This window comes from Polynucleobacter sp. AP-Elch-400A-B2, assembly GCF_018688355.1.
Lineage (GTDB): Bacteria > Pseudomonadota > Gammaproteobacteria > Burkholderiales > Burkholderiaceae > Polynucleobacter.
Genome location: NZ_CP061317.1, coordinates 1,840,619 through 1,866,540, shown reverse-complemented (window position 1 = coordinate 1,866,540; position 25,922 = coordinate 1,840,619). Strand labels below are relative to the sequence as shown.

The following is a 25,922-nucleotide window of genomic DNA, read 5'->3' as shown; positions in this document are numbered from 1 at the left end:
CCTTAGTCAGGCTTTTTGGGGAGTTGTCGCGCAAGCAGAATATGAATTTGTCTTGGATCAGCACGCTGAACCTCAAATTCAACTCCGTCGATTTTGATCAGTTCACCCATCTTCGGTACTCGACCAAGATGTTGAATGACTAAACCGGCAACCGTTTCAATACCGTCAACTTCAAATTGCGTACCCAGGGTCTCATTAAATTGCTCGAGCTCGGTAATGCCTTTTACACGGATATCGCCATTGTCTAAAGAGATCAGATTATCTGCCTCTTCATCAATATCGTGCTCATCTTCAATGTCACCAACAATTTGCTCAAGTACGTCTTCAATCGTAATGACACCTGCAACACTACTGTATTCATCTACGACAATAGCTAAGTGATTGCGGTTATCTTTGAAGTCACGTAGTAAGACGCTTAAGCGCTTAGATTCAGGAATAAATACAGCAGGACGGAGCCAATCACGTACCTGAAAATCTTTTTCACTGGAGTGACGTAATAAATCTTTTGCTAGCAAGGTACCGATGACATTATCGCGGCTACCTTCGAATACGGGGAAGCGTGAGTGGGCTGCAGTAATCACACTTTTGATAATTTCTGACAAGGGCTGACTAATGTCAATCCAGTCAATCTGCGCTCTGGGAATCAAAATATCGCGAGCACATAATTGACCCACCTGGAATACGCCCTCAATCATAGAGAGGGCATCTGCATCAATCAAGCCTTCTGTCTGGGCTTCTCTGAGGGTATCGATCAGTTCTTGGCGACGTTCGGCTGGGCTGGTTGGCTGTGGCGTTAAAAATTCAGCCAAGCGCTCTAAAAGGGATTTATTGGGGTCAGGCATATTGCAAGAATATCGCAGAAATAAGTAAATTCAATGAAGGAGGTCTTAAAGCTGCTTTAAATGGGTGCGTAGGGATTTGCAAAGCCTAAGGACTTTAGAAGGGCAATTTCTTTAGCTTCCATTTTTTTCGCTTCTTTATTGCCCTCATGGTCAAGGCCTCGGGCATGTAAGCAGCCATGAATAATCAGATGGGCTAAGTGGGCTTTAATAGCCTTACTTTGTTCTGAGGCCTCTTTTTGAATCACGGGGAGGCAAAAAATAATGTCTGCAGTCAAAGTCTGGTTGCTGAGCTCATATGGAAAAGTGAGAACATTGGTCGCATAGTCTTTACTACGAAAGGCAAAATTGAGCTTTTTCCCTTCAGCTGTATTAACAAAGCGTAAGGTGATTAGGCCATTCAATCCAACCGCTGCCTTCACCCATTTTTTGATTGCTACTTGAGAGGCAATCGCCAAAACTTTTTCTTCAATTGCAGTACTGGCAAACTGAATATTAATCTCTAATTTAGAGGGGGATGGTTGCTTGGTAGTCATCTTAATAGGTTTGCGTAGAAGTGAGCTCACTGATGAGATCGCCTCGAAGCGTGTAATTGAGTACTTCAGTGATGCGGATGTCTACGATTTGACCAATGAGCGATTCAATATCTGCATCTGGTGCGGTAAAGTGAATGACCCGATTATTGGTGGCGCGACCTTGTAGGTTTACACCATCTTTTGCTAGACCTTCAACTAAAACTCGCTCGGTATTACCCAGCATATTTTTACTAATCTGATTTGCTTGAGACTCAACTAGCGCAAGTAGGGTTTGAAGTCGCTTGAGCTTGACTTCATAGGAAGTGTCATCGCTCAAATTGGCGGCGGGTGTACCAGGGCGCGCGCTGAAGATAAAGCAAAAACTATTATCAAAATTGAGTTCTTCAACCATCTTCAGAAGTTTTGCAAAATCCTCATCAGTCTCACCTGGAAAGCCGACTATGAAGTCGCTTGAGAGGGTCAGGTCGGGCCTCACAGCGCGCATCTTGCGAATAATGCTTTTATATTCAAGGGCGGTATAGCCACGTTTCATCGCAGATAAAATGGAGTCGGATGCGTGCTGAACTGGTAGATGCAAGTGGCTCATCAGCTTAGGAACTTTTGCATAGACATCAATCAAGCGCTGGGTAAATTCTTTTGGGTGGCTGGTAGTAAAACGAATTCTTTCAACTCCCGGTATTTCTGCGATGTATTCAATCAGTAGTGCAAAGTCTGCAATCTCTTCCGTGCCACCCATCTTGCCAAGATAAGCATTCACATTTTGACCGAGCAAGACAATTTCTTTGACACCTTGAGATGCAAGGCCAGCCACTTCAGTCAATACATCATCAAAGGGACGCGATACTTCTTCACCGCGAGTGTAGGGAACTACGCAGTAGCTGCAATACTTTGAGCAACCTTCCATGATGGAAACATAAGCAGAGCCACGAGTTTGACGAGAGGCGGGTAGATGATCAAACTTTTCTATTTCTGGAAAAGAGATATCCACTTGAGGCCTGCCAGTTTCGCGACGTTGTGTAATGAGATCAGACAAGCGATGCAGTGTTTGTGGGCCGAAGACCACATCCACATAGGGAGCTCTGCTAATAATTTGTTGACCTTCTTGACTGGCAACGCAACCGCCAACACCAATCAATAAATCGGGTTTGGTTTTCTTGAGTTCACGCAGACGACCTAAATCTGAAAATACTTTGTCTTCGGCTTTTTCACGAATCGAGCAAGTGTTCAATAGAACCACATCTGCATCTTCGGGAGTATCAGTCATGACCATGCCTTCATTGGCATGTAGGAGGTCGGCCATCTTGCCCGAGTCGTACTCGTTCATTTGACAGCCAAAGGTTTTGATATAGAGCTTTTTCATATGCCGTTCTCAGGTTTATAGCTGGGGGCGAAGCTCAGATTTTACGGGATAAGTGGTTTAGAGCAGACGTAGGGTCAGAATCGCGACTATGGTTGGTGGAATAGCGGCTACCAATAGCAAGCCTGCGGAAACGGCTGCATTGGGGAAGTAACTGCGCAAAATAGCTAGTCCAGCAGGGTTGGGGGCATTGGCGATGACGGTTAGACCGCCGCCTCCTACTGCACCGCCAACTAAAGCAAGCTTGAATTCTGGGGAAGTGCCCTCTACTAAAGAGCCTAAGTAGGTGAGCGCTGCATTATCAGTAATAGCCGTTATTGCCAGACTTCCATAAAACACTGCGGTAGGACTCATCGTTTCCAGAATAGGTTGTAACCACCAACCTTGCAGTCCGCCAAGCACTACTAGTCCGGCCAAGAAGAATCCCACCAACAAAGCTTCACGCAAGATGAGTGGGCTTTGATGTTTTGGATAGGCGGTGGTGAAACCAATGAAAAAGAGCAGTAGCCACATGAAGATCACTGGGTCATGTGCAAAAGCTACGATGCCTAGTAAAAAGAGTAGATGAATGGCTGTAATGGTGAGTGGAATACGAACGTGATCAGCTTTGCTCGTAGGCTCAACTAATTGCTTATGAAAGAGTAGCGTTACGATTGTTGCATTAATAAAAATGGCGACCATTGCTTCAAGGCCAAAATTGGCGAACATGAAAGCGCTGCTCCAACCCCAAGTGGATGCCACCATCAGCACTGGCGGTGCTGCAAAATTAGTCAGCGTGCCGCCGATCGAAATATTGACAAACAGCACACCCAGGGTACCGAACAGCAGTGGAGTCGAACATTTATGGCGATAGACTAGGTCGCGTAATAAGAATGCTGCTAGGGTCATTGCTGCAGGCTCAGTAATCAACGAGCCCAACAAAGGTGTGATGCTCAGAGTCAAGAAATAGAGCGTGGGAGCTTGCTTGGTGCGTAAGACGAGTTGAATTACCTTACCGAGTTTGTAAAGCAACTGGGTCGAAAAATGCAAAATCGGTTTGCTACCGGCGACCACCATAATGGCAAAAACAAATAGTGGCTCAGTAAAGTTACGTTTGTTGGCGTACTCTTTCGCTGTAGCTAGATCATTGGCAAGCCACATGAAAATAATGAGGATAGCCGCCCAAAATCCAAAAACGATTTCTACTTCACCCAGGAGATGCCATAAGCCAGCGTGTTTTGGAGATTTTTTAGCGAAAGCCTCAAAATACGAAGTACAAAACGTATGTAGCACTGCGATGGCAAAAATAATGCTGGCACCAAGCTCGGTAGGGGTAAAGTTCATAGCTACATATTATCAGGGCGGAATCGATATAACGCTCTTAAGAATGATCGAATAAAAGTATTAGCAATTTAGGAGATTTGGATGAAATTAAAATTAGGTTATCAAGAATTAATTACCAATGCGATGGCACAAATTGAGACTGTGCCCTTAGAGCAAGCGCAACAATTTCTAGATGATCAAAACACAGTATTTGTAGATATTCGGGATGTGAGGGAGTTGGAACGTGATGGCATGATTCCAGGTGCAATTCATGCGCCTCGTGGCATGCTGGAATTTTGGGTTGATCCAGATAGTCCTTATTACAAGCCTATTTTTGGTGAAGGTAAGCGTTTAGTGCTTTATTGCGCATCTGCATGGCGCTCTGCTTTAGCAACTGAAACCCTTCAAAAAATGGGGGTGCCAAGTATTTGTCATCTAGAAGGCGGTTTTAGTGCTTGGAAGAAGGCTGAATTACCTGTGGCGGAGAAACATTCAAAGCCACATCAGGGTTAAATTTCTCATGGTGTAGATCTTGAAATGTATGAAATAAGCCCCATTTACTGGAGGTGATATTTATTGATTAATGAGGGAAGAGGAAATACGCATGACTGTAGCTAGTAAAGAAACTTTAGGCTTTCAGGCCGAGGTAAAGCAACTTTTACAACTGATGATCCATTCCTTGTACTCCAATAAGGAAATTTTTCTACGTGAGTTGATCTCGAATGCATCCGATGCTTCAGATAAGCTGCGCTTTGAGGGGATCGAACACCCTGAGTGGTATGGCGATGATCCTGATCTGAAGATCAAAGTCAGTTTTGATCAGGCTGCCAGAACCGTGACTATTTCTGATAATGGCATCGGCATGAGCCGCGATGAAGCCATTGCTAACTTGGGCACCATTGCTCGCTCGGGTACAAAAGAATTTTTCTCTAAGTTATCTGGTGATCAACAAAAAGATGCCGCTTTAATTGGTCAGTTTGGGGTAGGTTTTTATTCGGCATTTATTGTGGCCGACCGTATTACTGTAGAGACGCGTCGTGCTGGTCTGCCAGCGACAGATGGAGTTCGTTGGGAGTCCGATGGTTCGGGCGAATTTACCGTAGAAAGTATTGATCGTCCGCAACGTGGAACATCGATCACGATGCATTTACGTGAAGGTGAGGACGATTTCCTATCCACGCATAAGCTCAAGTCGATTATTCGTAAATACTCTGATCACATCTCTTTGCCGATTCAGATGAATAAAGAAGAGTGGGACGCGGATAAAAAAGAACAAGTAATCAAGGATGAGCTTGAGAGCATCAACCAGTCGAGCGCTCTATGGGCGCGCTCTAAATCGGAGATCACGCAAGAGCAATATGACGAGTTTTATAAGCACTTGTCTCACGACTACGAAAACCCTTTGTGCCATTCCCTAAATAGGGTTGAAGGCCGTAGTGAATTTACGCAACTACTGTATGTACCCGCACGTGCACCATTTGATTTATGGGATCGTAATAAGCGTGGCGGTATTAAGTTGTATGTGAAGCGGGTATTCATCATGGATGATGCTGAGCAATTAATGCCCATGTATTTACGCTTTGTCACTGGTGTTGTTGATTCAACAGATTTGCCTTTAAACGTTTCCCGTGAAATTCTGCAGGAATCACGTGACGTCAAAATCATTCGCGAAAGCTCTACCAAGCGTGTACTAAGTATGTTGGAGGATCTGGCCAATAGCGATGACGATTCTAAAAAAGAAAAGTACCGCACCTTCTGGACTCAGTTTGGACAAGTGCTTAAAGAAGGCATTGGTGAAGATCAGCCAAATCAAGAGCGCATCCTCAAGCTCTTGCGTTTTGCAAGTACACACATCGATTCTGCGGATCAAACTGTTTCCTTAGTTGAATACATTTCACGCATGAAGGAAGGTCAGGGCAAGATTTATTACGTGACTGGCGATACTTTTAATGCTGCTAAAAATAGCCCACATTTAGAGATCTTCCGCAAGAAGGGTGTCGAAGTATTGCTACTCACCGATCGGGTAGATGAATGGATGCTTTCTTTCTTTACTGAGTTTGATGGTAAGCAGATGACTTCGGTAGCAAAGGGTGGACTTGATCTCGGTAGCCTCAGTGATGAGAAAGAAAAAAAAGAGCATGAAGAAACTGAGAAGAATTTCAAGGACTTGCTCGATCGCATGAAAGCGGCTCTAGAAGACAAGGTGAAGGATGTGCGTGTGACTTTCCGCTTGACAGATTCTCCAGCCTGTTTAGTTTCTGATGAGAACGAGCTCTCCGGAAACTTATTGCGCATGCTTAAAGCTGCAGGTCAGCAGGCGCCAGATACTAAGCCTATTCTGGAAATCAACCCAGAGCATCCTTTGCTACTGAAGCTGAAATCCGATGACCAGCACTTTGATGAATGGACTCAGGTCTTATTTGATCAGGCGCTCTTGGCTGAGGGTGGTCAATTGAATGATCCAGCTGCTTATGTTAAGCGTATCAATCAGCTCTTACTGGCTTAATTCACTGAAGCTCTTAAGAAAAAACCGACTTGAATTACGCAGGTCGGTTTTTTCTTTTCCTGCTACTAGAAAAGTGAAGTATTACTGCGGAGCTTTAGCAGGTTGATTATTTTTTCCGGCGCTGTACCCAGAGTTGTACTCGGAAGCCTGCTCTTTTTTATAGGCATCGTATACGTAACCAGAAGCTGCACCCACTGCTGCACCGCCGACTGCTCCCCAGATTGGGTTGCCGTGGAAAATAGCGGTGCCAACTGCACCGGCAGCTGCGCCAATGCTAGCGCCAGATAAAGTGCGTTGTTCTGTATTGCTCATGTTGGAGCAGCCTGCGATTGCTAAAGTTGCAGCAGTAATAACAATAATTTTTTTCATATCAACTATTCCTTAGTCTATAGATTGAATTGGCTAGATAACTTAGTGGCTTAGATTATTTTTTGGCACAAGGGAAGCGTGACGCCAAGAAGCCCAAGAAAACACCTGCCGCAGGTTTATCAGCAGTCTGTTGATTGGATTGTCCAAACTTTACAAATTCACCAATGACTTCGTCACGTGATGGTGCAGGTTGCTTTACGCAGATATACGGCTTTGCGCGCTGTGGGTGGCGTGTAGCCAAATAAGTGTCGTAAATAGCGGTTGTATAGCCTATACAGAAGCTACGTGACTCCGGACTAGAGGGGAACTTGCAAACGTTCACAAGTTCTTGGGTGCTCAGTACTTGAACTTTTTCTTGGGCATGGGTAAAGCCAGAAAATGTGCCTAAGGCGGCTAGTAGAGCTAATATTTTTTTCATGGGTTCTCCCTTGGGTGTATGTAAATTTCATAATAAACCTATTCCAGGTATTAAATTGCACTAGATTAGTGCATTAAAGCCCGAATTCGGTCTTAATATTCCCCATAATGATGCAAAAAACATGGGGGGTATTTCGGTGGAAACTTTGAAATCAGGCAGTGATGTCTTATTTATTTTGCTCGGCGCTATCATGGTCTTGGCTATGCATGCAGGATTTGCATTTCTTGAGCTCGGCACTGTACGCAAAAAGAACCAAGTCAATGCTTTGGTCAAAATCTTGGTGGACTTTGCAGTGTCAACCATCGCCTATTTCTTTATTGGATACAGCATTGCTTACGGCGTTGACTTTTTCTCTGGCGCCGAAATCTTGGCCGAGAAAAATGGCTATGAACTAGTTAAATTCTTTTTCTTGTTGACCTTTGCTGCTGCCATTCCAGCAATTATCTCTGGCGGTATTGCAGAGCGTGCGAAGTTCAATCCCCAGCTGATTGCTACTTTTATTCTGGTGGGCTTCATTTATCCCTTCTTCGAAGGTATTGCCTGGAACCAGCATTATGGTATTCAAGCTTGGATCAAGGCACTGACTGGCGAAGAGTTTCATGACTTTGCGGGATCGGTTGTGGTGCACGCGGTAGGTGGTTGGATCGCATTGCCAGCCGTCATTCTCTTGGGTGCTCGTCGCGGTCGCTACACCAAGGATGGCAACGTTGCTGCGCATCCACCATCTAGTATTCCATTCTTGGCATTGGGCGCTTGGATTTTGGCGGTAGGTTGGTTTGGATTTAACGTAATGAGTGCACAGACGATAGATAAAGTCAGTGGTTTGGTGGCCATGAATTCCCTCATGGCGATGGTTGGTGGCACTTTGGCTGCATGGATGATTGGTCGCAATGATCCAGGCTTTACTTACAACGGGCCTTTAGCTGGTTTGGTAGCAGTTTGTGCTGGCTCAGATCTCATGCACCCGATGGGCGCTTTGGTAGTTGGCTTAATTGCTGGCGCTCTCTTTGTCTATATGTTTACCTTAGTGCAAAACCGTTGGAAGATTGATGACGTTTTGGGCGTCTGGCCACTGCATGGTTTATGCGGTTTATGGGGTGGCTTGGCTGCAGGTATTTTTGGCCTAAAAGCACTAGGCGGTCTTGGCGGGGTGACTTTTTTAGGACAGTTGATCGGCAGTGGCTTAGGAGTTGCTATTGCACTCGTAAGTGGTTTTGTGGTCTATGGATTGCTAAAAGCTGTTTTAGGTCTCCGGATGTCACAAGAAGAAGAGTACGAAGGTGCTGACTTAAGTATTCACCGTATTTCTGCAAGTCCGGATCGTGAGTCTAACTGGTAGGCTGTCTTAAATATAGCCATTACCTATAATGGGTCATGGCTATATTTGAACTAGATGGAAATGCTCCTCGCTTAGACGAGGGAGCTTGGGTTGCCGAGAGCGCAGAAGTGATTGGCAGGGTCGAGCTTCACAAAAATGCGAGTGTGTGGCCCAAGGTCGTGATCCGTGGCGATAATGATCTGATACAAATTGGCGAGGGCAGTAATGTGCAAGATGCATCTGTCTTGCATACTGACCCTGGCTATCCCCTCACCCTTGGTAAGCACGTTACCGTTGGACATCAAGTGATGCTCCACGGTTGCCAAATTGGTGACGGTAGTTTGATTGGGATTGGTGCCGTAATTTTGAATGGCGCCAAAATTGGTAAGAACTGTTTAGTAGGTGCCGGAGCATTAGTCACAGAAGGTAAAGAATTTCCGGATGGTTCGATGATTTTGGGCTCACCCGCTAAAGCAGTGAAGACGCTGACCCCAGAGCAAATTACTGGCATCGAAGATATTGCTGATCGTTATGTCAAAAATGCGCAGCGATATCAGCAGACTCTGAAAAAAATTTCCTGATCTAAAAAAGTCCACCTAAATTGTTCTACGTTTTTAATGTTGTCTTTCCGATATTTGCTCTCATTCTGATTGGCTATGTTTGTGGACGTACAGGCAAATTAGGTGAGAGTGCATCCGTTGAGTTAAATCGCTTTGTCGTTTGGCTTGCGCTACCTGCGCAGTTATTTAGTTTTGCCTCCAGCAGTAGTTGGCAAACACTGTGGCAACCAGGATTCATTACTGCTTTTTTTCTGAGTTGCTTACTAGTATTTATTTTGGTGTTGATAGTCAGCTGGGTTCGTAAGCATGATTTAGCAGCCGCCAGTTTTTCAGGTTTGAGTGCCTCTTACTCCAATACGGGATACATGGGCATTCCGCTCTGTGTTTTGGCGCTTGGTCAAGATGGTTTAGCGCCAGCAATCATTGCGACCTTTATTGTCTTTGTGATGTTTGCCATCGCAACCGTCCTGATTGAAGTTGGCATACAGTCTCACAAAAAATCCCATGAGATTGTTTGGAGTGTGCTGAAGTCGCTCTGTACCAATCCACTATTGATTGCTCCAGTGGCAGGTTTGCTATGGTCGTCTACAGGTTTGCTTTTATATGAGCCATTAGCGCAAGTCATTACTTTCTTAGCTGCGGCTGCAACACCTTGCGCACTAGTTTCTATTGGTCTTTTTTTGATGCAAAAAGAAGCGACAGCGCCGCAGCAGGCATGGGGCATTGGCTTTGCAAAACTCATTATTCAGCCGCTAATCGCTTGGTTGATTGCCGGACCAATCTTGGATTTGCCAAACTTGTGGGTGAGTGCTGTTGTGATACTGGCTGCACTTCCTACTGGTACCGGTCCATTTATGTTGGCTCAGTATTACAGCGCAGACGGCCGAATTATTTCTCGAGTGGTGCTCTTAACTACTGTGGGATCTTTACTTACGCTGTCTTTATTCCTGTGGTGGAGTAAAAGGGTTTAATCCCTCAGCATCTATTTGCTTCTCCCAAGAGGCATCAATAAATGCAGGTAGCGTCATACACTGATGAAATATCCTCATGAGTGTTGGGTAGCTCGTCATATCAATCTTTGTACTAAGCGCATTAAAAATTTGCGGTACTAGGCAGATATCAATCAGGCCAGGCTGATCTCCATAAGCAAAACGGCCTACCCTCGTATCTCCACTCAATTGCTTTTCAAGACTTTCTAAACCCAACACCATCCAATGATGACTCCAGGTATCTTTTGCCTCTGTACTCACGCCTAAAGTTTTCATGAGATAGCGCAACACCCTCAAATTATTCAGTGGGTGAATCTCCATGGCGATATCCATAGCTACTGAACGTACCCACGCTCGATCGATTGCAGTTTGGGGCAGTAGTGGAGGACTTGATTGAATCTCCTCTAAATATTCAATGATGGCAAGTGACTGGTGAATGGTGTGAGGGCCATCGGTATAGAGGGGTACCAGGCGATTGGGATTTTTGTTGGCATACTCACCAGCAGTTTGGGCGCCTCCACTTTTAACAATGTGAATTGGAATCACCTCGTAATCCAGGCCTTTTAAGTTGAGGGCAATGCGCACCCGAAAGGCTGCCGAGCTACGCCAAAAGCTATAAAGCTGAGTTTTCATAAAAGATTCCTTAATGGCATTACCCTCAGTATATAAAGGGCTTGATTCAGAGATTGGTGTTGGTGATTTAGACTAGTCAGTATGGATCAAATTAATTTCTGGATTGGCATCATTGCCACAGTTGCTTTTGCAGTCACTGGTGTACTCGCTATTGCTGATCGGGGTGTCGATCTTTTTGGCGTCATGGTACTAGGTGTGATTACTGCCATTGGTGGCGGAACTCTGCGTGACATCATTTTGGATGTGCCTGCATTTTGGTCGATTGCGCAAATTTATATCTGGGTAGCCTTGGGCGCGTGCATTGTCGCTTTCGTAGCAGAATCTTTTTTTACTCAACCTCAGATTTATCGCTGGATGCTCTACATCGACGGTCTGGGCGCAGCTTTGTTTGGTATTCAGGGGGTAGATAAAGCTTGGAACTTGGAATTTGGATTGCCAGTGGCACCAGTCATCTTGGGCGTAGTGACTGCTATCGGTGGTGGCTTGTTACGTGATATTTTGGCCGGCAGAAAAACTTTATTGATGTCACATGAGTTATATGCAATCCCGGTCACTTTGGGTTGCTGCATCTATGTTCTGATTTTGAATTTCCTCCCAGCGTACACGCTCGAGGGATCGGTGATGTGCATGCTAGCCATTTTTGGACTACGCGCAGCTGCCATTTACTGGGATCTGCGCGTACCCAAATTATTTATTACTAAAACGCGCTAACGGCGCCATCACTTCGGGGATCCCAGCCGCCATGTAGCGTGCCGGATGGGTCGCGAATAATACAGCCAGCATGGCCAACGGTTTCGTCAAAAGCATCGAGCATTTCAATCTCATGCCCTAGGGCGTGTAGCTCTTTAGCAACCCATGGACTAAAGCGTGATTCTAATTTCAAACTGTCGCTAGTTTGACCCCAGGTCCTGCCGAGCAACCAACGCGGACGGCTGATCGCATCTTGTGGATCAAGTCCATACGTCGCGGTGCGAGTAAAGACAGCACATTGTGTTTGTGGTTGGCCATCACCACCCATCGTGCCATAGACCATCGACCGACCATCCTTAAATAAAGCCATGGCTGGGTTCAATGTATGGAATGGTTTGCGATAGGGCTCAAGGTGATTGAGTGTTTTGGGATCCAGCGAGAAGCTGCATCCGCGGTTTTGCCAGTTCACACCAGACTTGGGTAATACGATGCCAGCACCAAACTCGTGATAAATACTTTGAATAAAAGAAACGCAATTTCCATTGCCATCGATTACCCCCATCCAAATCGTATCGGCTGGTCCTTTACCCTGACCCCAGGGTAAGGCTTTTTCAGGATCAATATTTTTTGCCAACTTCTTTAAAAAGTCAGGTGACAAGAAAGATTGAGCGTGCTTTGTCATATAGGCGGGATCAGTCACATGTTTATCTCTGACCATGAAGGCTTGCTTAGTGGCTTCCACACAGTGATGAACATATTCCGCACTATCGATTTTGAAGCGCTTGAGATTGAGTTGATCCAAGATGCCAATGATCATTAAAGACACAACGCCTTGGGTTGGCGGCGTCATGTTGTAGACATTACCCATGCTGTGCTTGAGCTCAAGGGGGTCAATCAGTTTGGCTTGATGGCGATGGAGGTCGCTAAGTCGAAGGGGGCTACCAATATCCGTAAGCTCTTTGGCAAGTAGCTCGGCTAAGTCGCCACGGTAGTAATCTTCTGTCCCTTTACGAGAGATTTGTCGCAAGGTTTTTGCAAGGCGCCCCTGTTTAAAGATGCTACCCACTTCAGGGGCTTTGCCATCAACCAAAAATGTCTCTGCAAATCCGGGAATGAGGCTTAACTCCACCCTCTTTTTTTCGGTCAAACTGGATTGACTATGAGTTACCGGTACGCCAGCTTCCGCATAGTGAATGGCATCTGCTAGCAAGCGAGAGAGTGGCAGTCTTCCACTCAAACCTTGTTGCGATAGTTTCTGAGCTGCACCCCAGCCGGAAATAGTTCCAGCTACGGTATTGGCTGCAATGGCACCCCGAAAAGGAATAGCCTTCGTTACACCACGCTCTGCATACCACTGTTTAGTCGCTAGGCCAGCAGCGGCACCGCAGGCATCAATACCACCCATAGCTTTACCGGGAGAGTGAACCACCCAGAAAGAATCGCCGCCAATGGAGTTCATGTGGGGATAGACAACTGCGATCGTTGCGGCTGCAGCGATCATCGCTTCTATTGCATTACCACCTTCACGTAGTACCGCTAATGCTGATTCAGATGCTAGTGAGTGTGGCGCTACCGCCATTCCTCGAATACCCCATTTTTGTTGCATTACTAAATTCCTTTGACTGCTGTCTCAATATGTATTGTTATTTATTCTCTCGTAGCTGACGTTCAATGTCAGAGCTGGAGTCTACCGCAATCTCATTTTGCTCCACACCAGCCAATGGATCAACCGATGGACCACTAGCATCAAAGACAGCAGCAGGTTTATCAACAAAATACGTCACAGTTTCTGGGATAAAGATAATGATGGCGACCAATATGAGTTGTAAGCCTACCCAAGGTAGCGCCCCATAGTAAATATCCGAACTTTTGAGGGATTTTGGTGCAACACCACGTAAATAGAACAAGGCAAATCCAAATGGCGGATGCATGAACGAAGTTTGCATGTTTGCGCCCAATAGAACGCCGAACCAAATGAGATCAATGCCCAGCTTTTCGGCAACTGGTGCTAACAAAGGGATGATGATGAAGGCGATCTCAAAGTAATCCAAGAAGAAAGCTAAAAAGAATACAAATAAGTTCACCGCAATTAAGAAGCCAACTTGACCGCCTGGTAGACCTGACAGGAGGCTCTCAATCCACAGGTCACCGTCTACCCCTCTAAATGCAAGACCAAATACGGTTGAGCCAATCAAGATAAAGATCACCATAGCATTGATGCGCATGGTGGAAGTCATTGCTTCCCAGACCAGTGGTTTTTGCAGACGCTTATTCATTGCTGCCAGAATTAAAGCGCCAACTGAACCCATTGCACCACCTTCAGTAGGTGTAGCTAGACCCATCAAAATAGTTCCCAGTACCAAGAAGATTAGGGCAATCGATGGAACAATTCCCCAGAGAATTTTCTTGAGTAATTTCCAGTCAATTTTCGGGCGAGCTTCTATCGGTAAAGCTGGAACATCCTGAGGTCTGAAGATCGATAAAAAGAAAATGAATAAGCAAAAAAGTGTCACTTGAATAATTGATGGCCCAATAGCGCCAGCATACATATCGCCAACAGACTTACCTAATTGGTCTGCCAGTACGATCAATACCAATGAAGGGGGGATTAGTTGGGTAATCGTGCCAGAGGCTGCAATCACGCCAGTGGCTACTCGTGGGTTATATCCGTAACGCAGCATCACTGGTAGTGAGATTAATCCCATTGCAATGACTGATGCTGCTACTGTGCCAGTGATAGCACCCAAAATTGCACCAACAATAATCACTGCATAAGCAAGGCCGCCTCGGATTGGACCAAATAATTGCCCCAAGCCCTCAAGCATGTCTTCTGCTAATCCACACTTTTCAAGAATGGCTCCCATGAAGGTGAAGAAGGGAATCGAGAGCAAAAGATCATTTGAAAGAATTCCAAAAACTCTATCTGGCAGTGCTTGCAAAAAGGTGGGCTGGAACATGCCCATCTCAATGCCGATAAAAGAAAAGAATAAGCCAACTGCGCCAAGTGAAAAGGCTGCTGGATACCCAATCAATAAAAATATAATTAAGCCCCCAAACATAATGGGGGCCATCAGATCATGACTAATCATTGCAAAGGTCTTTCGTACTTAGGATCGATTTTGATCACGCCAATAATGGCTGCGTATCGTTTGATAATTTCAGAGAATCCCTGAAGGGTCAGCAAGAAGAAGCCAAGAGTAATGGCGCCTCGAACTGGCCACCGAATTAGGCCGCCAGGATTGCTTGAAGTTTCATTCTGAATAATGGATGTGATGAAAAATTCCCATGAGTAGTAGCCAATGATGATGGTCACCGGCAGGAAGAAGACAATTCCTCCCCAGAAATCTAACCAAAGACGAGCTCTGTTTGGATAGAGCGCATAAAGCACATCTACCCGAACATGTTCATTTAGTCGAAACGTAGTGGCGGCACCAAACATCACCATGCCGGCGAATAGATACCACTGCGCTTCTAGCCAACCATTCGAACTGATATTAAAGCCGTACCGGATCAGCGCATTTGCAGTGCTGACCAGTACGGCAATTAATACTAACCAACTCGCTAAGACACCAAAACGGTCATTCAGGCGATCAACGAAACTTGAAAAAACTAATAATTGTTTTGGCATATCAACTTATCGGTAGGTTCTTATTTGACTGGGTTGCTTAGCATAAAGCTCATGAGTGTCTGCTCTGCGACCTTATTCCAAAGCATTTGGTCGTTACGGAATTTCTTCCATGGCTCATAAATTTTCTTGAAGGACGGATTCTTAGCAGCCTCTTCTTCATACATCTCAAAGGCAGTATTCGAAGCTGCTTTCATGATTTCTGTTGAATAGGATTGAAGTTTCACACCATTCTTAATTAAGCTTTGCAAGGCGATTGGATTTTTGTAGTCATACTCCGCCATCATGTCGATATTGCATTCTGCGCATGCCGAGGCGAATGCCTCTTGATATTGCTTAGGCAACTTTTCCCATTCCTTGATGTTGACGTACATGGAATACATCGAGCAAGCTTCCCACCATCCTGGGTAGTAGTAGTAAGGTGCAATTTTGTAAAAACCTAATTTCTCATCGTCATATGGACCAACCCACTCAGCCGCATCAATAACACCTTTTTCTAAAGCAGGGTAAATATCACCGCCAGCGATTTGCTGGGGGATCGCACCTAGACGTGACATCACTTCACCACCTAAGCCTGCAATACGCATTTTTAGACCTTTAAGGTCAGCGACTGTTTTGACGGGCTTCTTAAACCAGCCGCCCATTTGCGTACCGGTATTTCCTGCTGGGAAAGAGACGATGTTGTAATCACGCAAGAATTCACGTTGGAGCTTTAAGCCCCCACCCCAATACATCCAGGCATTTTGCTGACGTTGGTTCATACCGAAAGGCACGGTAGTATCGAAAGCAAAGGTTTTATTTTTACCAACGAAGTAATAACCAGCTGTATGGGTGCACTCAACCGTACCTTGCTGAACGGCATCTACCGTACCAAATGCAGGAACAATCTCACCAGCACCAAAAATACGGATTTGAAACTTACCATCAGTTAGTGCGGCAACGCGCTTGGAAATATATTCGCCACCACCGTAAATCGTATCCAAGCTTTTTGGAAAGCTAGAGGCACAGCGCCACTTCACTTCAGGCATGGATTGAGCGATGGCCGGAGCCGCCAATACACCGGCAGCTGCGCCTAATGCGGTTTTGCTTAAAAAGTCACGTCTTTTCATTTATATTGCTCCTTAATTAGTTATCTTTTTAGTGCGCTGCCAGATACTGACCGCTCATGCCATTTAATCGGGATACCCTTAGGCGCTAATTTACATTTGCACCTAAATTGGGCGGCTTGCAATATCTTGGTGCAAACGCCTGCTTAGAGAATGCATCGAATGCGTTGCAACAAATCCACATTTATGGGGAAAACCCCGATCCAATTTGATGGGGAATTACCCTAAGTAGTGGATTTCTTTGATTTTTTTCAAAGCATAATCGTCTAGTTGTTTTTTATTTAATAAAAATAGTTAGGAGCTACTGATGTCAACATCAACTAAAGCAGCCCCAATGACCGCTGAAGAGCGCAAAGTTATTTTTGCTTCCTCTTTAGGTACGGTTTTTGAGTGGTACGACTTTTATCTTTACGGTTCATTGGCTGCTGTTATTGCCAAGCAATTCTTCTCGGGCTTAGATGCTGGCTCTGCCTTCATTTTTGCATTGCTTGCGTTTGCTGCCGGCTTTATCGTTCGCCCATTCGGCGCGCTGGTATTCGGTCGTTTAGGCGATTTGATTGGTCGTAAGTACACCTTCTTAGTAACGATTCTATTGATGGGTGGTGCAACCTTTATCGTGGGTATTTTGCCTAACTACGCATCTATCGGCGTTGCTGCTCCTGTGATCTTGATCGCATTGCGCATGCTGCAAGGTTTGGCTTTGGGTGGTGAGTACGGCGGTGCTGCCACTTATGTAGCGGAGCATGCTCCTCACGGTAAACGTGGCGCATACACATCTTGGATCCAAACAACAGCTACTCTTGGCTTATTCCTGTCCTTGTTGGTGATTTTGTTCACACGTGAATTTACTGGCGCAGACTTTGATGTCTGGGGTTGGCGTATTCCTTTCATCGCTTCTATCGCATTGTTGGCTGTTTCTGTTTACATTCGTCTGTCGATGAACGAATCACCAGCTTTCAAGAAGATGAAAGATGAAGGCAAGTTGTCTAAAGCGCCTTTGACAGAGTCATTCGGTCAATGGAAGAACTTGAAGATTGTGATCTTGGCATTGTTTGGTCTAGTTGCAGGTCAAGCGGTGGTTTGGTACACAGGTCAGTTCTATGCTTTGTTTTACCTCACTCAAGTGTTGAAGGTAGATCCTAAGACTGCAAACTTATTGATTGCTGCTTCATTGGTAATCGGTACACCATTCTTCGTAGTATTCGGTAGCTTGTCAGACAAGATTGGTCGTAAGGTCATCATCATGGGCGGCTTATTATTGGCCATCATTCTGTACATCCCGAACACACCAGTCTCCTTGTTTAATGGCTTAACCCACTTTGCTAATCCAGCATTGGAAAAAGCAATGGCAACTGCACCAGCAAGTATTACTGCTGATTTGAACGAATGTACTTTCCAGTTCAACCCAACAGGTACTGCGAAGTTCACTAGCTCTTGCGACATTGCAAAGCAGGTGATGGCTTCTAACTCTGCAAGTTACACAACGATTGCTGGCCCAGCCGGTGGTACCGCTGTTGTGAAGATTGGCGACACAGAGATCGAAGGCTACTCCGCTAAGGGTATGGCCCCAGCTGATGCGAAAGCAAAAGATGCAGAGTTCAAGAAGGCAATTCGTGAGGCATTGAATGCTGCTGGTTATCCTGCAAAGGCTGACCCTGCCGCTATTAATCTCCCTGCTGTTTTGGGTATCTTGGTGATTTTGGTGATCTTGGTAACCATGGTTTATGGCCCAATTGCAGCGATGTTGGTTGAGATGTTCCCAACCCGTATTCGTTACACCTCGATGTCCTTGCCATACCATATTGGTAACGGTTGGTTCGGTGGCTTGTTGCCAACGATCTCCTTTGCCTTGGTAGCGCAAAACGGTAATATTTACTACGGCCTCTGGTATCCAATCATCATCGCTGCGGTGACATTGGTAATCGGTACACTGTTTATTAAAGAAACTAAAGACGTAGATATCTACGCTAAAGACTAAGCTTCATTAGCCTGTTTCAAAAACAAAACCCGACCATTCTGTGGTCGGGTTTTTTTATTATCAAAATTCGATCAGAACAATTAATCCCAAAGATCTTTTTGATTGCTCCGATTAAAGAGGGCTTGATTCTGATCTGCAATGGATGCCAGTCTTTGACCCGGCACTACTGAAATTGCAGCGCCTGCTGCGAGCGCACCAGTTTGATTTACGCGTAGATACCATCCACTAAAACCCGATTGCAACATGGCCTTGGCAGCACCCTTGTATTTCATTTTGGCGTTGAACTTAAAGCAGGGTTCGCGTAGCTTGACTACGGTGAATTGAAGGGCGCCAATTTGCATCTGATCCCCAACAAATATCTCAGTTTCTAATAAGCCTTCAATCGTGAAGTTTTCACCCAAAGCACCTAAGGGAAGATTGGATGATTTTTTGGTTTCGCGGGAAAGTAGCTCGTTCCAAAAAGCATAATGCTCGATTGGATAGACGTAAATCGCTTTTTCAAGACCACCATGCACTGATAGATCGGCTTGTTCATCGCCCGCAACACCAAGGCGAGTGATTTCTATGGAGGTAGGTGAGGCGAGATTGCTGACAGATTTCTTTTCAATAGCCGAGGCTACAGTAGAGTAATTTGGGTGATGAGACCCAAAGAGTGGCATCACTTTGCCGGAGGATATGGAGAGAAGTCGCATAAGTAAATTTGGCTGATAAGATGAAATGAACTTAGAAAGTAAATGATGCCTCTGTATAGATTATTAATATTAGCAATTCTTTGGGCGCTGACAAGCCAAATAGCATTAGCTAAGTGGAATGAGGAGCGGGATGTCACCACTAATGGCAAAGAAGAGTTGGTCTACTACTATAAGAAAAATGATCAGGGGCAAAAGCTGGTTTTAGATAAGTATCTTAAACGCCTGATTTTTATTCAGCCTGATCGCCTATATAAGCGCACTATTCGGATGATTAAAGTAGATGGGCAATCCATTGAGGTGATGAGCGATCCTTTTTCGCGCTTTCCAGAGCAAACGGCGATTACTTTTGAAAACAAAGATGAGGTCTTGAAGAAACTCTTTTTAGCTCAGAAAATTGAAGTGTTTGTCCGCTATAACCGGGATGAGACGGTGAGCGCGTTTCAGGTTAAATAAGACCAGGCCTCCTTGTTAGCAGTGATTTTTCTGGGGGTTTTCCTGATGTATATATTTCGGAATGGGATTACGATGGCTTATCTTTTTAAAGGGGTTGGGCATGTCAAATCAAGAAAATGATCTTCTTAGTCGACGTAATGCGATTAAGTTCGGTGTTGCATCACTCTCTTCAGTGGGGATAGTTTCGGGTGTTCGGGCCCACAAGTCAGGCGACTCAATCCAGACTCCTTTTGTAGTTGCGCAAACGCTGATACCGATCGCAGGTAGTGATGCTGAATTTCCCGTACGTCGTGTCTACTGTATTGGTAGAAACTACGCAGCCCATGCACGTGAGATGGGATCTGACCCTACTCGGGAGCCACCATTCTTTTTCCAGAAGCCAACAGATGCTATTCAGTTTGTAGCGCCAAATAAGTTGGTAGATCATCCTTATCCATCACTTACTAAAAACTATCACTATGAGGTTGAGTTAGTTGCAGCCCTCAATAAAGGTGGCAAGAATATTTCCGTAGAGAAGGCGCAGGAGCATGTGTTTGGGTACGCTTTGGGTTTAGACATGACGCGCCGTGATTTACAGCGATTTATGGGTGACCAGAAAAAGCCTTGGGAAATCGGTAAATCTTTTGACTATTCAGCTCCTATTGGACCGATCTTTCGAGTGAGTCAGACTGGCCACTTTACTAAAGGCACTATTTCACTTTCTGTCAACGGTGTTGTGAAACAGAAGGCCAATTTAGATCAAATGATTTGGTCGGTAGCAGAGCAAATTGCCAAGTTATCCGAGGCAAATGAATTGTTTCCTGGCGACATTATTTATTCTGGCACCCCTGAGAATGTGGGGCCAGTGATTCGTGGCGATGTCATTCGATGCTCTATCGATAATTTGCCGGATTTAAGCATTAAGATCGTTTAGTAGCCTTGGTCTTTAGGGTCAAAGTGGACACATTGAGCATTTGCATCAAATAAGCTAAAATCTGACCTTCGGCGATTTAGCTCAGTTGGTTAGAGCGATGGAATCATAATCCACAGGTCCGGGGTTCGAATCCCTGAATCGCCACCATATCAAGAGGCCATTGCCCACCGGCAGTGGCCTTTTTCTTAGTTAATGTCGCTGAGGTTTGATCGATGGCTAAATTTTGGAATTTCGTGTTTTTCCAAGCTGGTTGGTTTGCTTGCATTATTGGCGCAGCCAATGAGCAGGTTTTATGGCCCGTCATCGGTACCCTCTTGTACCTTGCGATTCATATTTGGCGCTCAGAGCACCCAAATCTAGAGCTAAAGCTCATATTTAAAGCTCTTATATTTGGAGTGAGTGCTGACACACTTATAGCTAATCTAGGCTTTTTGTACTTTAAAGACGCATGGCCGAGCGCCTACTTATCCCCATTTTGGATGTGGACCCTATGGGCATTGGTAGCCAGCACTGTTAACGGATCTTTATCTTGGTTGCGTGGCAGGCCATGGTTGGGAGCGGTCTTAGGGGCAATAGCTGGTCCAGTGTCTTATGAGGCAGGTATTCGCATGGGTGCAGGTTCATGGGGCCCCAATGGACAGTTAGGTGGCCTCATCCTCTTAGCAATCGTATGGGGTGTTGCTATGCCACTATTTTTCCATTGGCATAGCCGTCATGTAAGTGCAAATCTACGACAGAATCAGTAAATTCTTTTTAAAAGCTACTTGCAAATAGTACTGTTTTTATATACAGTAAGTTCTATGTTAACAAAAACCACAAAAAACTCAAAAAACAGCCTAACAAATAGTGAAAAGGGATCAAAAATGGCCTTCGACGATAAGAGAAAATCAGCCTCATCCGAATTTGACGGTATGAGCGGAGACAAGCAAAAAGCATTAACTGCAGCCTTAGCGCAAATTGAGAAGCAATTTGGTAAGGGCTCGATCATGAGATTGGGCGATGCAGAGATTCATCAAGATATTCAGGTAGTTTCCAGCGGCTCATTAGGTTTAGATATTGCACTTGGAGTCGGTGGTTTAGCCCGTGGGCGCGTCATTGAGATTTACGGTCCAGAATCTTCAGGTAAGACCACTTTGACATTGCATGCGATTGCAGAGATGCAAAAGATTGGTGGAACTTGTGCCTTCATCGATGCGGAGCATGCCTTAGATGTTCAGTACGCTTCACGCTTAGGTGTAGATGTTAATAATCTGTTGATCTCCCAACCGGATACTGGCGAGCAAGCATTGGAAATTGCAGATGCTTTAGTGCGCTCAGGCTCTATCGATTTAATTGTCATTGACTCCGTAGCAGCACTGGTTCCAAGGGCTGAGATTGAGGGCGATATGGGCGATTCATTACCAGGCCTCCAAGCCCGTCTGATGAGCCAAGCCTTGCGTAAGTTGACTGGCGCGATCAAGCGTACTAATACAACCGTTATCTTTATTAACCAGATCCGTATGAAAATTGGCGTGATGTTTGGTTCGCCTGAAACTACAACTGGTGGTAACGCACTAAAGTTCTATGCCTCTATGCGTTTAGATATTCGTCGTATCGGCAGTATCAAGAAAGGCGATGAAGTTGTTGGTAATGAGACTCGCGTCAAGGTAGTTAAGAACAAAGTATCTCCACCATTCCGTGAAGCAATCTTTGACATCATGTACGGCGCTGGAATTTCTCGAGAGGGTGAAATTATCGATATGGGTGTTGAGGCTGATATCGTTGAAAAGTCAGGCTCTTGGTATGCCTATAACGGTGATCGTATTGGCCAAGGAAAAGACAATGTGCGTGAGTTCTTGAAAGAGAATCCAGCCATTGCTCAAGACATTGAAGCCAAGATTCGTGCGAAATTGGGCGTAAAGACTGGGACAGCAATAGTCAGTGACGTTTTGAGCGAAGAAGAGGAGGCGTAATTCTTCGATGTCAGAATTAGGTAGCACTGTTAAAAAAAGCAAGAAACAAAGCCCGAGTCTCAAAGCTCGGGCTTTGCGCCTTTTATCCATGCGCGAGTACAGTCGTAAAGGGCTGGCAGCAAAGCTTGAAGAGTCAGCAGCCAGGATGCTCAAGCTCAAGTCTGCCGAGGAAGATTCTGAGGAGATTGCACAAACCACCCCCTTGAATGTTCAGATAGAGGCTGTTTTAGATGATTTTGAGGCTCGCGGTTGGCTGTCCGATGAGCGCTTTGCAGAGGCCCTTATTAGGCGTCGTAGCGAGCGGTTTGGAACTAGAAAAATACAGGATGAGCTCACCCAGGCTGGTGTGGATAGTGCAAAGACGATAAATCTTCTCAGAAAGCTCAAAGAGACCGAATACCAGCGTGCTAATGAATTATGGTTACGTAAATTTGGAGCTGTAGCAATAGAGCAAAAGGAGCGGGCTCGTCAATATCGCTACCTGGCCTCTAAGGGCTTTAGTTCGGATGTGGTGTCTAAGGTAATAGCAGGGCGCTCGAGCTAGGGCAATCACGGAGTAGATAGGTCATGTTGCCGCATTGCAGCATGATAGACTTACGAAGTCGGCTAAACCGCTACCGTTTACTCAAAAAGGTAAACCAGGTTAATTCGGTTTTACTAATCCTCATCGCTTGCTAAAAAAGATACCGTTTCGGGAGTAATAATGAAAATTCACGAGTACCAAGGCAAAGAATTACTACGCCAATTTAATGTGCCTGTTCCAAACGGCATCCCTGCATTTAGTGTTGATGAGGCAATTAAGGCTGCCGAAAAGCTTGGCGGTCCAGTATGGGTTGTTAAAGCACAAATTCATGCGGGTGGTCGCGGTAAAGGCGGCGGCGTGAAATTAGCTCGCAGCATGGACGAAGTGAAGAAATACGCTTCTGAAATTTTGGGTATGCAGTTAAAAACCCATCAAACAGGCCCAGAAGGTCAAAAAGTAAATCGTCTTTTAATTGAAGACGGCGCTGATATCAAAAAAGAGTACTACTTCAGTATCGTTACCGATCGTGGGACACAGAAGAATGTGGTCATGGCGTCCAGCGAAGGCGGCATGGATATTGAAGAGGTTGCAGAATCTCATCCTGAAAAAATTATTAAAGTGTTTGTTGATCCATTGATTGGTTTAACGAATGCTGATTGCCAGATTATTGCGAAAGGCATTGGCGTTCCCGATGCTTCCATTCCAATGGCAAGCGACGTATTTAAAAACCTGTACAAAACCTATTGGGAAACTGATGCTTCATTAGTCGAGATTAATCCATTGATTCTTGAAGGCAACGGAAAGATCAAGGCGCTTGATGCCAAATTCAATTTTGATCCCAATGCTTTGTTTCGTCATCCAGAAATCGTGGCTTATCGCGATATCGATGAAGAAGATGCGGCTGAGATCGAGGCTTCTAAGTTTGACTTAGCCTACATTTCACTTGACGGCAATATTGGTTGTTTAGTGAATGGCGCGGGCTTAGCAATGGCTACGATGGACACCATTAAGTTGTTTGGTGGCGAGCCAGCTAACTTCTTGGACGTTGGTGGCGGTGCAACCGCAGAGAAAGTAACAGAAGCGTTCAAGATCATGCTCAAGAACAAGAGCGTTGAAGCAATCCTGGTGAATATTTTCGGTGGCATTATGCGTTGCGACGTGATTGCTGACGGTGTAGTTACTGCCTGTAAGGCAGTGAACTTGACCGTACCTTTAGTTGTCCGCATGAAGGGTACCAATGAGGAGCTGGGCAAGAAGATTCTTGCAGACTCTGGTTTACCAATCATTAGCGCCGACTCAATGGCAGAAGCTGCTACTAAGGTAGTTGCTGCTGTTGCGAAAAATAAATAATCAAGGAAATCAATATGTCTATTTTGGTAAATAAAAATACTAAAGTAATTACTCAAGGTATTACTGGTAAGACTGGCCAATTCCATACAGAAAAGTGCCAGGAATACGCAAACGGTAAAAATTGTTTTGTTGCTGGCGTTAATCCTAAAAAAGCAGGCGAATCCATTTTCAATATTCCAATTTATGGAACTGTAAAAGAAGCCGCTCAGCAAACTGGTGCAACCACATCAGTTATTTATGTTCCGCCTCCTGGAGCTGCTGCTGCCATTTGGGAGGCTGTTGAAGCTGACCTCGATTTTGTTATTTGTATCACTGAAGGCATTCCAGTTAAGGATATGTTGGAAGTACGCAATAAGATGCATGCAAAAGAAGCTGCCGGTGGTAAGAAGACTTTATTGCTTGGCCCAAATTGCCCTGGAATTATTACTCCAGATGAAATCAAAATCGGCATCATGCCTGGCCATATTCATAAGAAGGGTCGTATCGGTGTAGTGAGCCGCTCAGGTACTTTGACCTATGAAGCGGTTGGTCAATTGACAGCGATTGGTCTGGGCCAATCTACAGCGGTGGGTATTGGTGGCGATCCAATCAATGGCTTAAAGCATATTGATGTGATGCGCATGTTTAACGAAGACCCAGATACGGATGCGGTTATCATGATCGGCGAAATCGGTGGTCCAGATGAAGCTGAGGCAGCGCGCTGGTGCAAGGCCAATATGAAGAAACCGATTGTTGGCTTTATCGCTGGTGTAACAGCGCCTCCTGGAAAACGTATGGGCCATGCAGGTGCATTGATTTCTGGCGGTGCCGATACGGCGGATGCAAAGCTTGCCGTAATGGAAGAATGTGGCTTTAAGGTAACTAGAAATCCATCAGAAATGGCTGCATTACTCAAAGCCATGTTGTAAAAGAAGGTTCATGCCGATTCGTCGGCATGAATTTTGTAGCGCAGTAGTTAAAACTAAAATATAAAAGTACGGAGACATTATGGATTTTTCAGCATTTTCAGATGCAACATTTTGGGCAGCCTTGCTCTCAATCATTGTGGCGAATATTTTGCTATCAGGTGATAACGCAGTAGTGATCGCACTGGCATCCCGCAACTTGCCACCAGCTCAGCAAAAGAAAGCTATTTTCTGGGGCAGTGCTGCAGCCATCATCTTGCGCGTCGTACTGACGATTACTGCAGTTGCATTATTAAGCTTGCCGTATCTAAAAATCGTTGGTGCAATCTTGCTTGTCTATATTGGCATTCAGTTATTGGCTGATAGCGATGGTGAAGAGCATATGGAAGGCAAGACTAGTATTTGGGCGGCAATTCGTACCATTTTGATTGCCGACTTAGTTATGAGTTTAGATAACGTTTTAGCGGTTGCAGCAGCAGCTCAAAAAGGCCCACAAGAGACTCAACTCCTGCTGTTGATTATTGGTTTAGGCATGTCTATTCCGTTGATCATATTTGGTAGTGCCATGTTGCTGAAGGTAATGGAGCGTTTCCCGATCATCATCACTTTGGGTGCAGGCCTGTTAGGCTTGTTAGCTGGCGGTATGTTGGTGGATGATCCAGCAATTAAAGACAGCATTCAGGAGGCACTGGGTGATGCTAAGTTGGCTTTTGAGGTCATCGGAGTAGTGATCGTTATTCTTGCTGGCACCTACTTTAAGAAAAAGAACGCGGCTAAAGAAGCGCATTAATTTTTCTTTCGCATTAATCAGAAAAGCCGGCCTGCAAAGCCGGCTTTTCTTACATTTGGACATCTTGAGTATGATGGGTATAGACTGGATGATGGGGGATTAAACCCTCAGGAGCTAA

27 protein-coding genes and 1 tRNA gene are annotated in these 25,922 nt (G+C 45.2%); 16 read left to right on the top strand and 12 right to left on the bottom strand.

Translation table 11 applies throughout. The features are described 5' to 3' along the window. Nucleotides 1-2 precede the first annotated feature (2 nt). The 4 genes from FD977_RS09585 to FD977_RS09570 are packed head-to-tail and all read right to left on the bottom strand — an operon-like array spanning nt 3 to nt 4,055. Nucleotides 3-842 carry an HlyC/CorC family transporter gene (locus FD977_RS09585; RefSeq protein ID WP_215305329.1) on the bottom strand — a complete coding sequence of 280 codons (840 nt, stop codon included), beginning with the start codon at nt 840-842 and terminating at the stop codon, nt 3-5. A 56-nt stretch (nt 843-898) separates the two neighbouring features. Continuing rightward, nucleotides 899-1,375, bottom strand: coding sequence for an rRNA maturation RNase YbeY (gene ybeY / locus FD977_RS09580; RefSeq protein WP_215305328.1), 477 nt, complete (start codon nt 1,373-1,375; stop codon nt 899-901). A gap of 1 nt (nt 1,376) precedes the next feature. Beyond that, on the bottom strand, nt 1,377-2,735 hold the full coding sequence (miaB, locus tag FD977_RS09575) for a tRNA (N6-isopentenyl adenosine(37)-C2)-methylthiotransferase MiaB (RefSeq protein WP_215305322.1): 1,359 nt from the start codon (nt 2,733-2,735) through the stop codon (nt 1,377-1,379). Nucleotides 2,736-2,792: 57 nt separating this feature from the next. Then, nucleotides 2,793-4,055, bottom strand: a complete 1,263-nt coding sequence (locus FD977_RS09570; RefSeq protein WP_215305320.1) for a putative Na+/H+ antiporter — start codon at nt 4,053-4,055, stop codon at nt 2,793-2,795. Nucleotides 4,056-4,136: 81 nt separating this feature from the next. Here FD977_RS09570 and FD977_RS09565 point away from each other — a divergent pair, with 81 nt between their 5' ends. Both FD977_RS09565 and htpG read left to right on the top strand, forming a co-directional pair. Next, the gene (locus tag FD977_RS09565) at nt 4,137-4,547 is read left to right on the top strand and encodes a rhodanese-like domain-containing protein (protein WP_215305318.1); all 411 of its coding nucleotides are present in this window, start codon (nt 4,137-4,139) and stop codon (nt 4,545-4,547) included. A gap of 91 nt (nt 4,548-4,638) precedes the next feature. Then, nucleotides 4,639-6,540, top strand: coding sequence for a molecular chaperone HtpG (gene htpG / locus FD977_RS09560; protein ID WP_215305316.1), 1,902 nt, complete (start codon nt 4,639-4,641; stop codon nt 6,538-6,540). Nucleotides 6,541-6,621: 81 nt separating this feature from the next. On the opposite strand, the gene FD977_RS09555 is transcribed toward htpG, so the two are convergent. Both FD977_RS09555 and FD977_RS09550 read right to left on the bottom strand, forming a co-directional pair. Beyond that, nucleotides 6,622-6,909: a glycine zipper domain-containing protein gene (locus FD977_RS09555; RefSeq protein ID WP_215305315.1), complete on the bottom strand. Its 288-nt coding sequence runs from the start codon at nt 6,907-6,909 to the stop codon at nt 6,622-6,624. Nucleotides 6,910-6,964: 55 nt separating this feature from the next. Next, nucleotides 6,965-7,327 carry a Rap1a/Tai family immunity protein gene (locus tag FD977_RS09550; protein ID WP_215305313.1) on the bottom strand — a complete coding sequence of 121 codons (363 nt, stop codon included), beginning with the start codon at nt 7,325-7,327 and terminating at the stop codon, nt 6,965-6,967. 121 nt (nt 7,328-7,448) lie between these two features. Here FD977_RS09550 and FD977_RS09545 point away from each other — a divergent pair, with 121 nt between their 5' ends. The 3 genes from FD977_RS09545 to FD977_RS09535 are packed head-to-tail and all read left to right on the top strand — an operon-like array spanning nt 7,449 to nt 10,176. Beyond that, nucleotides 7,449-8,666 carry an ammonium transporter gene (locus FD977_RS09545; RefSeq protein ID WP_371743106.1) on the top strand — a complete coding sequence of 406 codons (1,218 nt, stop codon included), beginning with the start codon at nt 7,449-7,451 and terminating at the stop codon, nt 8,664-8,666. Nucleotides 8,667-8,701: 35 nt separating this feature from the next. After that, nucleotides 8,702-9,226, top strand: a complete 525-nt coding sequence (locus tag FD977_RS09540; RefSeq protein ID WP_215305309.1) for a gamma carbonic anhydrase family protein — start codon at nt 8,702-8,704, stop codon at nt 9,224-9,226. A gap of 20 nt (nt 9,227-9,246) precedes the next feature. Further along, complete coding sequence (locus FD977_RS09535; protein WP_215305307.1) at nt 9,247-10,176, top strand: AEC family transporter; 930 nt, start codon at nt 9,247-9,249, stop codon at nt 10,174-10,176. On the opposite strand, the gene maiA is transcribed toward FD977_RS09535, so the two are convergent. After that, complete coding sequence (gene maiA / locus FD977_RS09530) at nt 10,147-10,827, bottom strand: maleylacetoacetate isomerase (RefSeq protein WP_215305305.1); 681 nt, start codon at nt 10,825-10,827, stop codon at nt 10,147-10,149. The two genes, FD977_RS09535 and maiA, sit on opposite strands and share 30 nt — an antisense overlap. Before the next feature lie 81 nt (nt 10,828-10,908). On the opposite strand from maiA, the gene FD977_RS09525 reads away from it, so the two are divergent. Then, nucleotides 10,909-11,538 carry a trimeric intracellular cation channel family protein gene (locus tag FD977_RS09525; protein WP_215305303.1) on the top strand — a complete coding sequence of 210 codons (630 nt, stop codon included), beginning with the start codon at nt 10,909-10,911 and terminating at the stop codon, nt 11,536-11,538. Here FD977_RS09525 and FD977_RS09520 read toward each other — a convergent pair. The 4 genes from FD977_RS09520 to FD977_RS09505 are packed head-to-tail and all read right to left on the bottom strand — an operon-like array spanning nt 11,525 to nt 16,251. Then, on the bottom strand, nt 11,525-13,123 hold the full coding sequence (locus tag FD977_RS09520) for a gamma-glutamyltransferase family protein (protein ID WP_215305302.1): 1,599 nt from the start codon (nt 13,121-13,123) through the stop codon (nt 11,525-11,527). The genes FD977_RS09525 and FD977_RS09520 overlap by 14 nt on opposite strands. Nucleotides 13,124-13,160: 37 nt before the next feature. Next, nucleotides 13,161-14,606 carry a TRAP transporter large permease subunit gene (locus FD977_RS09515; RefSeq protein WP_215305300.1) on the bottom strand — a complete coding sequence of 482 codons (1,446 nt, stop codon included), beginning with the start codon at nt 14,604-14,606 and terminating at the stop codon, nt 13,161-13,163. Continuing rightward, complete coding sequence (locus FD977_RS09510) at nt 14,603-15,145, bottom strand: TRAP transporter small permease subunit (RefSeq protein ID WP_215305298.1); 543 nt, start codon at nt 15,143-15,145, stop codon at nt 14,603-14,605. The genes FD977_RS09515 and FD977_RS09510 overlap by 4 nt, the downstream gene beginning before the upstream one ends. 20 nt (nt 15,146-15,165) lie before the next feature. Continuing rightward, on the bottom strand, nt 15,166-16,251 hold the full coding sequence (locus tag FD977_RS09505) for a TRAP transporter substrate-binding protein (protein WP_215305296.1): 1,086 nt from the start codon (nt 16,249-16,251) through the stop codon (nt 15,166-15,168). A 304-nt stretch (nt 16,252-16,555) separates the two neighbouring features. Between FD977_RS09505 and FD977_RS09500 the strand changes: the two genes are divergently transcribed. Next, nucleotides 16,556-18,226 (top strand): MFS transporter, encoded by a 1,671-nt coding sequence (locus FD977_RS09500; protein ID WP_215305294.1) that lies wholly within the window; start codon nt 16,556-16,558, stop codon nt 18,224-18,226. Nucleotides 18,227-18,306: 80 nt separating this feature from the next. Here the strand turns inward: FD977_RS09500 and FD977_RS09495 are convergent, their stop codons facing one another. Continuing rightward, nucleotides 18,307-18,918: an MOSC domain-containing protein gene (locus tag FD977_RS09495; protein ID WP_215305291.1), complete on the bottom strand. Its 612-nt coding sequence runs from the start codon at nt 18,916-18,918 to the stop codon at nt 18,307-18,309. Nucleotides 18,919-18,963: 45 nt separating this feature from the next. On the opposite strand from FD977_RS09495, the gene FD977_RS09490 reads away from it, so the two are divergent. The 9 genes from FD977_RS09490 to FD977_RS09450 all read left to right on the top strand — a co-directional run bounded on the left by FD977_RS09490 (nt 18,964) and on the right by FD977_RS09450 (nt 25,804). Beyond that, nucleotides 18,964-19,371 (top strand): hypothetical protein, encoded by a 408-nt coding sequence (locus FD977_RS09490; protein WP_251369478.1) that lies wholly within the window; start codon nt 18,964-18,966, stop codon nt 19,369-19,371. A gap of 100 nt (nt 19,372-19,471) precedes the next feature. After that, nucleotides 19,472-20,284, top strand: a complete 813-nt coding sequence (locus tag FD977_RS09485) for a fumarylacetoacetate hydrolase family protein (protein WP_215305289.1) — start codon at nt 19,472-19,474, stop codon at nt 20,282-20,284. A 70-nt stretch (nt 20,285-20,354) separates the two neighbouring features. Beyond that, nucleotides 20,355-20,431, top strand: a tRNA-Met gene (locus tag FD977_RS09480). A 65-nt stretch (nt 20,432-20,496) separates the two neighbouring features. After that, a complete protein-coding gene (locus tag FD977_RS09475) occupies nt 20,497-21,030 on the top strand; it encodes a DUF2878 domain-containing protein (RefSeq protein WP_215305288.1) in 534 nt (177 codons plus the stop codon). 117 nt (nt 21,031-21,147) lie between these two features. Next, nucleotides 21,148-22,236, top strand: coding sequence for a recombinase RecA (gene recA, locus FD977_RS09470; RefSeq protein WP_215305287.1), 1,089 nt, complete (start codon nt 21,148-21,150; stop codon nt 22,234-22,236). Nucleotides 22,237-22,243: 7 nt separating this feature from the next. Next, complete coding sequence (recX, locus tag FD977_RS09465; protein ID WP_215305286.1) at nt 22,244-22,780, top strand: recombination regulator RecX; 537 nt, start codon at nt 22,244-22,246, stop codon at nt 22,778-22,780. Between the two features lie 159 nt (nt 22,781-22,939). After that, a complete protein-coding gene (sucC, locus tag FD977_RS09460) occupies nt 22,940-24,109 on the top strand; it encodes an ADP-forming succinate--CoA ligase subunit beta (protein ID WP_215305285.1) in 1,170 nt (389 codons plus the stop codon). Between the two features lie 14 nt (nt 24,110-24,123). Further along, nucleotides 24,124-25,017 (top strand): succinate--CoA ligase subunit alpha, encoded by an 894-nt coding sequence (gene sucD, locus FD977_RS09455; protein WP_215305284.1) that lies wholly within the window; start codon nt 24,124-24,126, stop codon nt 25,015-25,017. Nucleotides 25,018-25,096: 79 nt separating this feature from the next. Next, entirely contained in the window at nt 25,097-25,804 is a 708-nt protein-coding gene (locus tag FD977_RS09450; protein ID WP_215305282.1) for a TerC family protein, read from the top strand. Nucleotides 25,805-25,922 lie beyond the last annotated feature (118 nt).

What these genes read in the sequence shown, in the direction of transcription:
- sucC (WP_215305285.1), top strand. Translation starts at nt 22,940, where the DNA reads ATGAAAATTCACGAGTACCAAGGCAAAGAATTACTACGCCAATTTAAT.
- FD977_RS09490 (WP_251369478.1), top strand. Translation starts at nt 18,964, where the DNA reads ATGCCTCTGTATAGATTATTAATATTAGCAATTCTTTGGGCGCTGACA.
- ybeY (WP_215305328.1), bottom strand. Translation starts at nt 1,375, where the DNA reads ATGACTACCAAGCAACCATCCCCCTCTAAATTAGAGATTAATATTCAG.
- miaB (WP_215305322.1), bottom strand. Translation starts at nt 2,735, where the DNA reads ATGAAAAAGCTCTATATCAAAACCTTTGGCTGTCAAATGAACGAGTAC.
- FD977_RS09585 (WP_215305329.1), bottom strand. Translation starts at nt 842, where the DNA reads ATGCCTGACCCCAATAAATCCCTTTTAGAGCGCTTGGCTGAATTTTTA.
- FD977_RS09510 (WP_215305298.1), bottom strand. Translation starts at nt 15,145, where the DNA reads ATGCCAAAACAATTATTAGTTTTTTCAAGTTTCGTTGATCGCCTGAAT.
- htpG (WP_215305316.1), top strand. Translation starts at nt 4,639, where the DNA reads ATGACTGTAGCTAGTAAAGAAACTTTAGGCTTTCAGGCCGAGGTAAAG.
- FD977_RS09450 (WP_215305282.1), top strand. Translation starts at nt 25,097, where the DNA reads ATGGATTTTTCAGCATTTTCAGATGCAACATTTTGGGCAGCCTTGCTC.
- sucD (WP_215305284.1), top strand. Translation starts at nt 24,124, where the DNA reads ATGTCTATTTTGGTAAATAAAAATACTAAAGTAATTACTCAAGGTATT.
- FD977_RS09495 (WP_215305291.1), bottom strand. Translation starts at nt 18,918, where the DNA reads ATGCGACTTCTCTCCATATCCTCCGGCAAAGTGATGCCACTCTTTGGG.
- recX (WP_215305286.1), top strand. Translation starts at nt 22,244, where the DNA reads ATGTCAGAATTAGGTAGCACTGTTAAAAAAAGCAAGAAACAAAGCCCG.
- FD977_RS09540 (WP_215305309.1), top strand. Translation starts at nt 8,702, where the DNA reads ATGGCTATATTTGAACTAGATGGAAATGCTCCTCGCTTAGACGAGGGA.
- FD977_RS09545 (WP_371743106.1), top strand. Translation starts at nt 7,449, where the DNA reads ATGGGGGGTATTTCGGTGGAAACTTTGAAATCAGGCAGTGATGTCTTA.
- FD977_RS09505 (WP_215305296.1), bottom strand. Translation starts at nt 16,251, where the DNA reads ATGAAAAGACGTGACTTTTTAAGCAAAACCGCATTAGGCGCAGCTGCC.
- maiA (WP_215305305.1), bottom strand. Translation starts at nt 10,827, where the DNA reads ATGAAAACTCAGCTTTATAGCTTTTGGCGTAGCTCGGCAGCCTTTCGG.
- FD977_RS09520 (WP_215305302.1), bottom strand. Translation starts at nt 13,123, where the DNA reads ATGCAACAAAAATGGGGTATTCGAGGAATGGCGGTAGCGCCACACTCA.
- FD977_RS09475 (WP_215305288.1), top strand. Translation starts at nt 20,497, where the DNA reads ATGGCTAAATTTTGGAATTTCGTGTTTTTCCAAGCTGGTTGGTTTGCT.
- FD977_RS09485 (WP_215305289.1), top strand. Translation starts at nt 19,472, where the DNA reads ATGTCAAATCAAGAAAATGATCTTCTTAGTCGACGTAATGCGATTAAG.
- recA (WP_215305287.1), top strand. Translation starts at nt 21,148, where the DNA reads ATGGCCTTCGACGATAAGAGAAAATCAGCCTCATCCGAATTTGACGGT.
- FD977_RS09555 (WP_215305315.1), bottom strand. Translation starts at nt 6,909, where the DNA reads ATGAAAAAAATTATTGTTATTACTGCTGCAACTTTAGCAATCGCAGGC.
- FD977_RS09515 (WP_215305300.1), bottom strand. Translation starts at nt 14,606, where the DNA reads ATGATTAGTCATGATCTGATGGCCCCCATTATGTTTGGGGGCTTAATT.
- FD977_RS09550 (WP_215305313.1), bottom strand. Translation starts at nt 7,327, where the DNA reads ATGAAAAAAATATTAGCTCTACTAGCCGCCTTAGGCACATTTTCTGGC.
- FD977_RS09500 (WP_215305294.1), top strand. Translation starts at nt 16,556, where the DNA reads ATGTCAACATCAACTAAAGCAGCCCCAATGACCGCTGAAGAGCGCAAA.
- FD977_RS09565 (WP_215305318.1), top strand. Translation starts at nt 4,137, where the DNA reads ATGAAATTAAAATTAGGTTATCAAGAATTAATTACCAATGCGATGGCA.
- FD977_RS09525 (WP_215305303.1), top strand. Translation starts at nt 10,909, where the DNA reads ATGGATCAAATTAATTTCTGGATTGGCATCATTGCCACAGTTGCTTTT.
- FD977_RS09570 (WP_215305320.1), bottom strand. Translation starts at nt 4,055, where the DNA reads ATGAACTTTACCCCTACCGAGCTTGGTGCCAGCATTATTTTTGCCATC.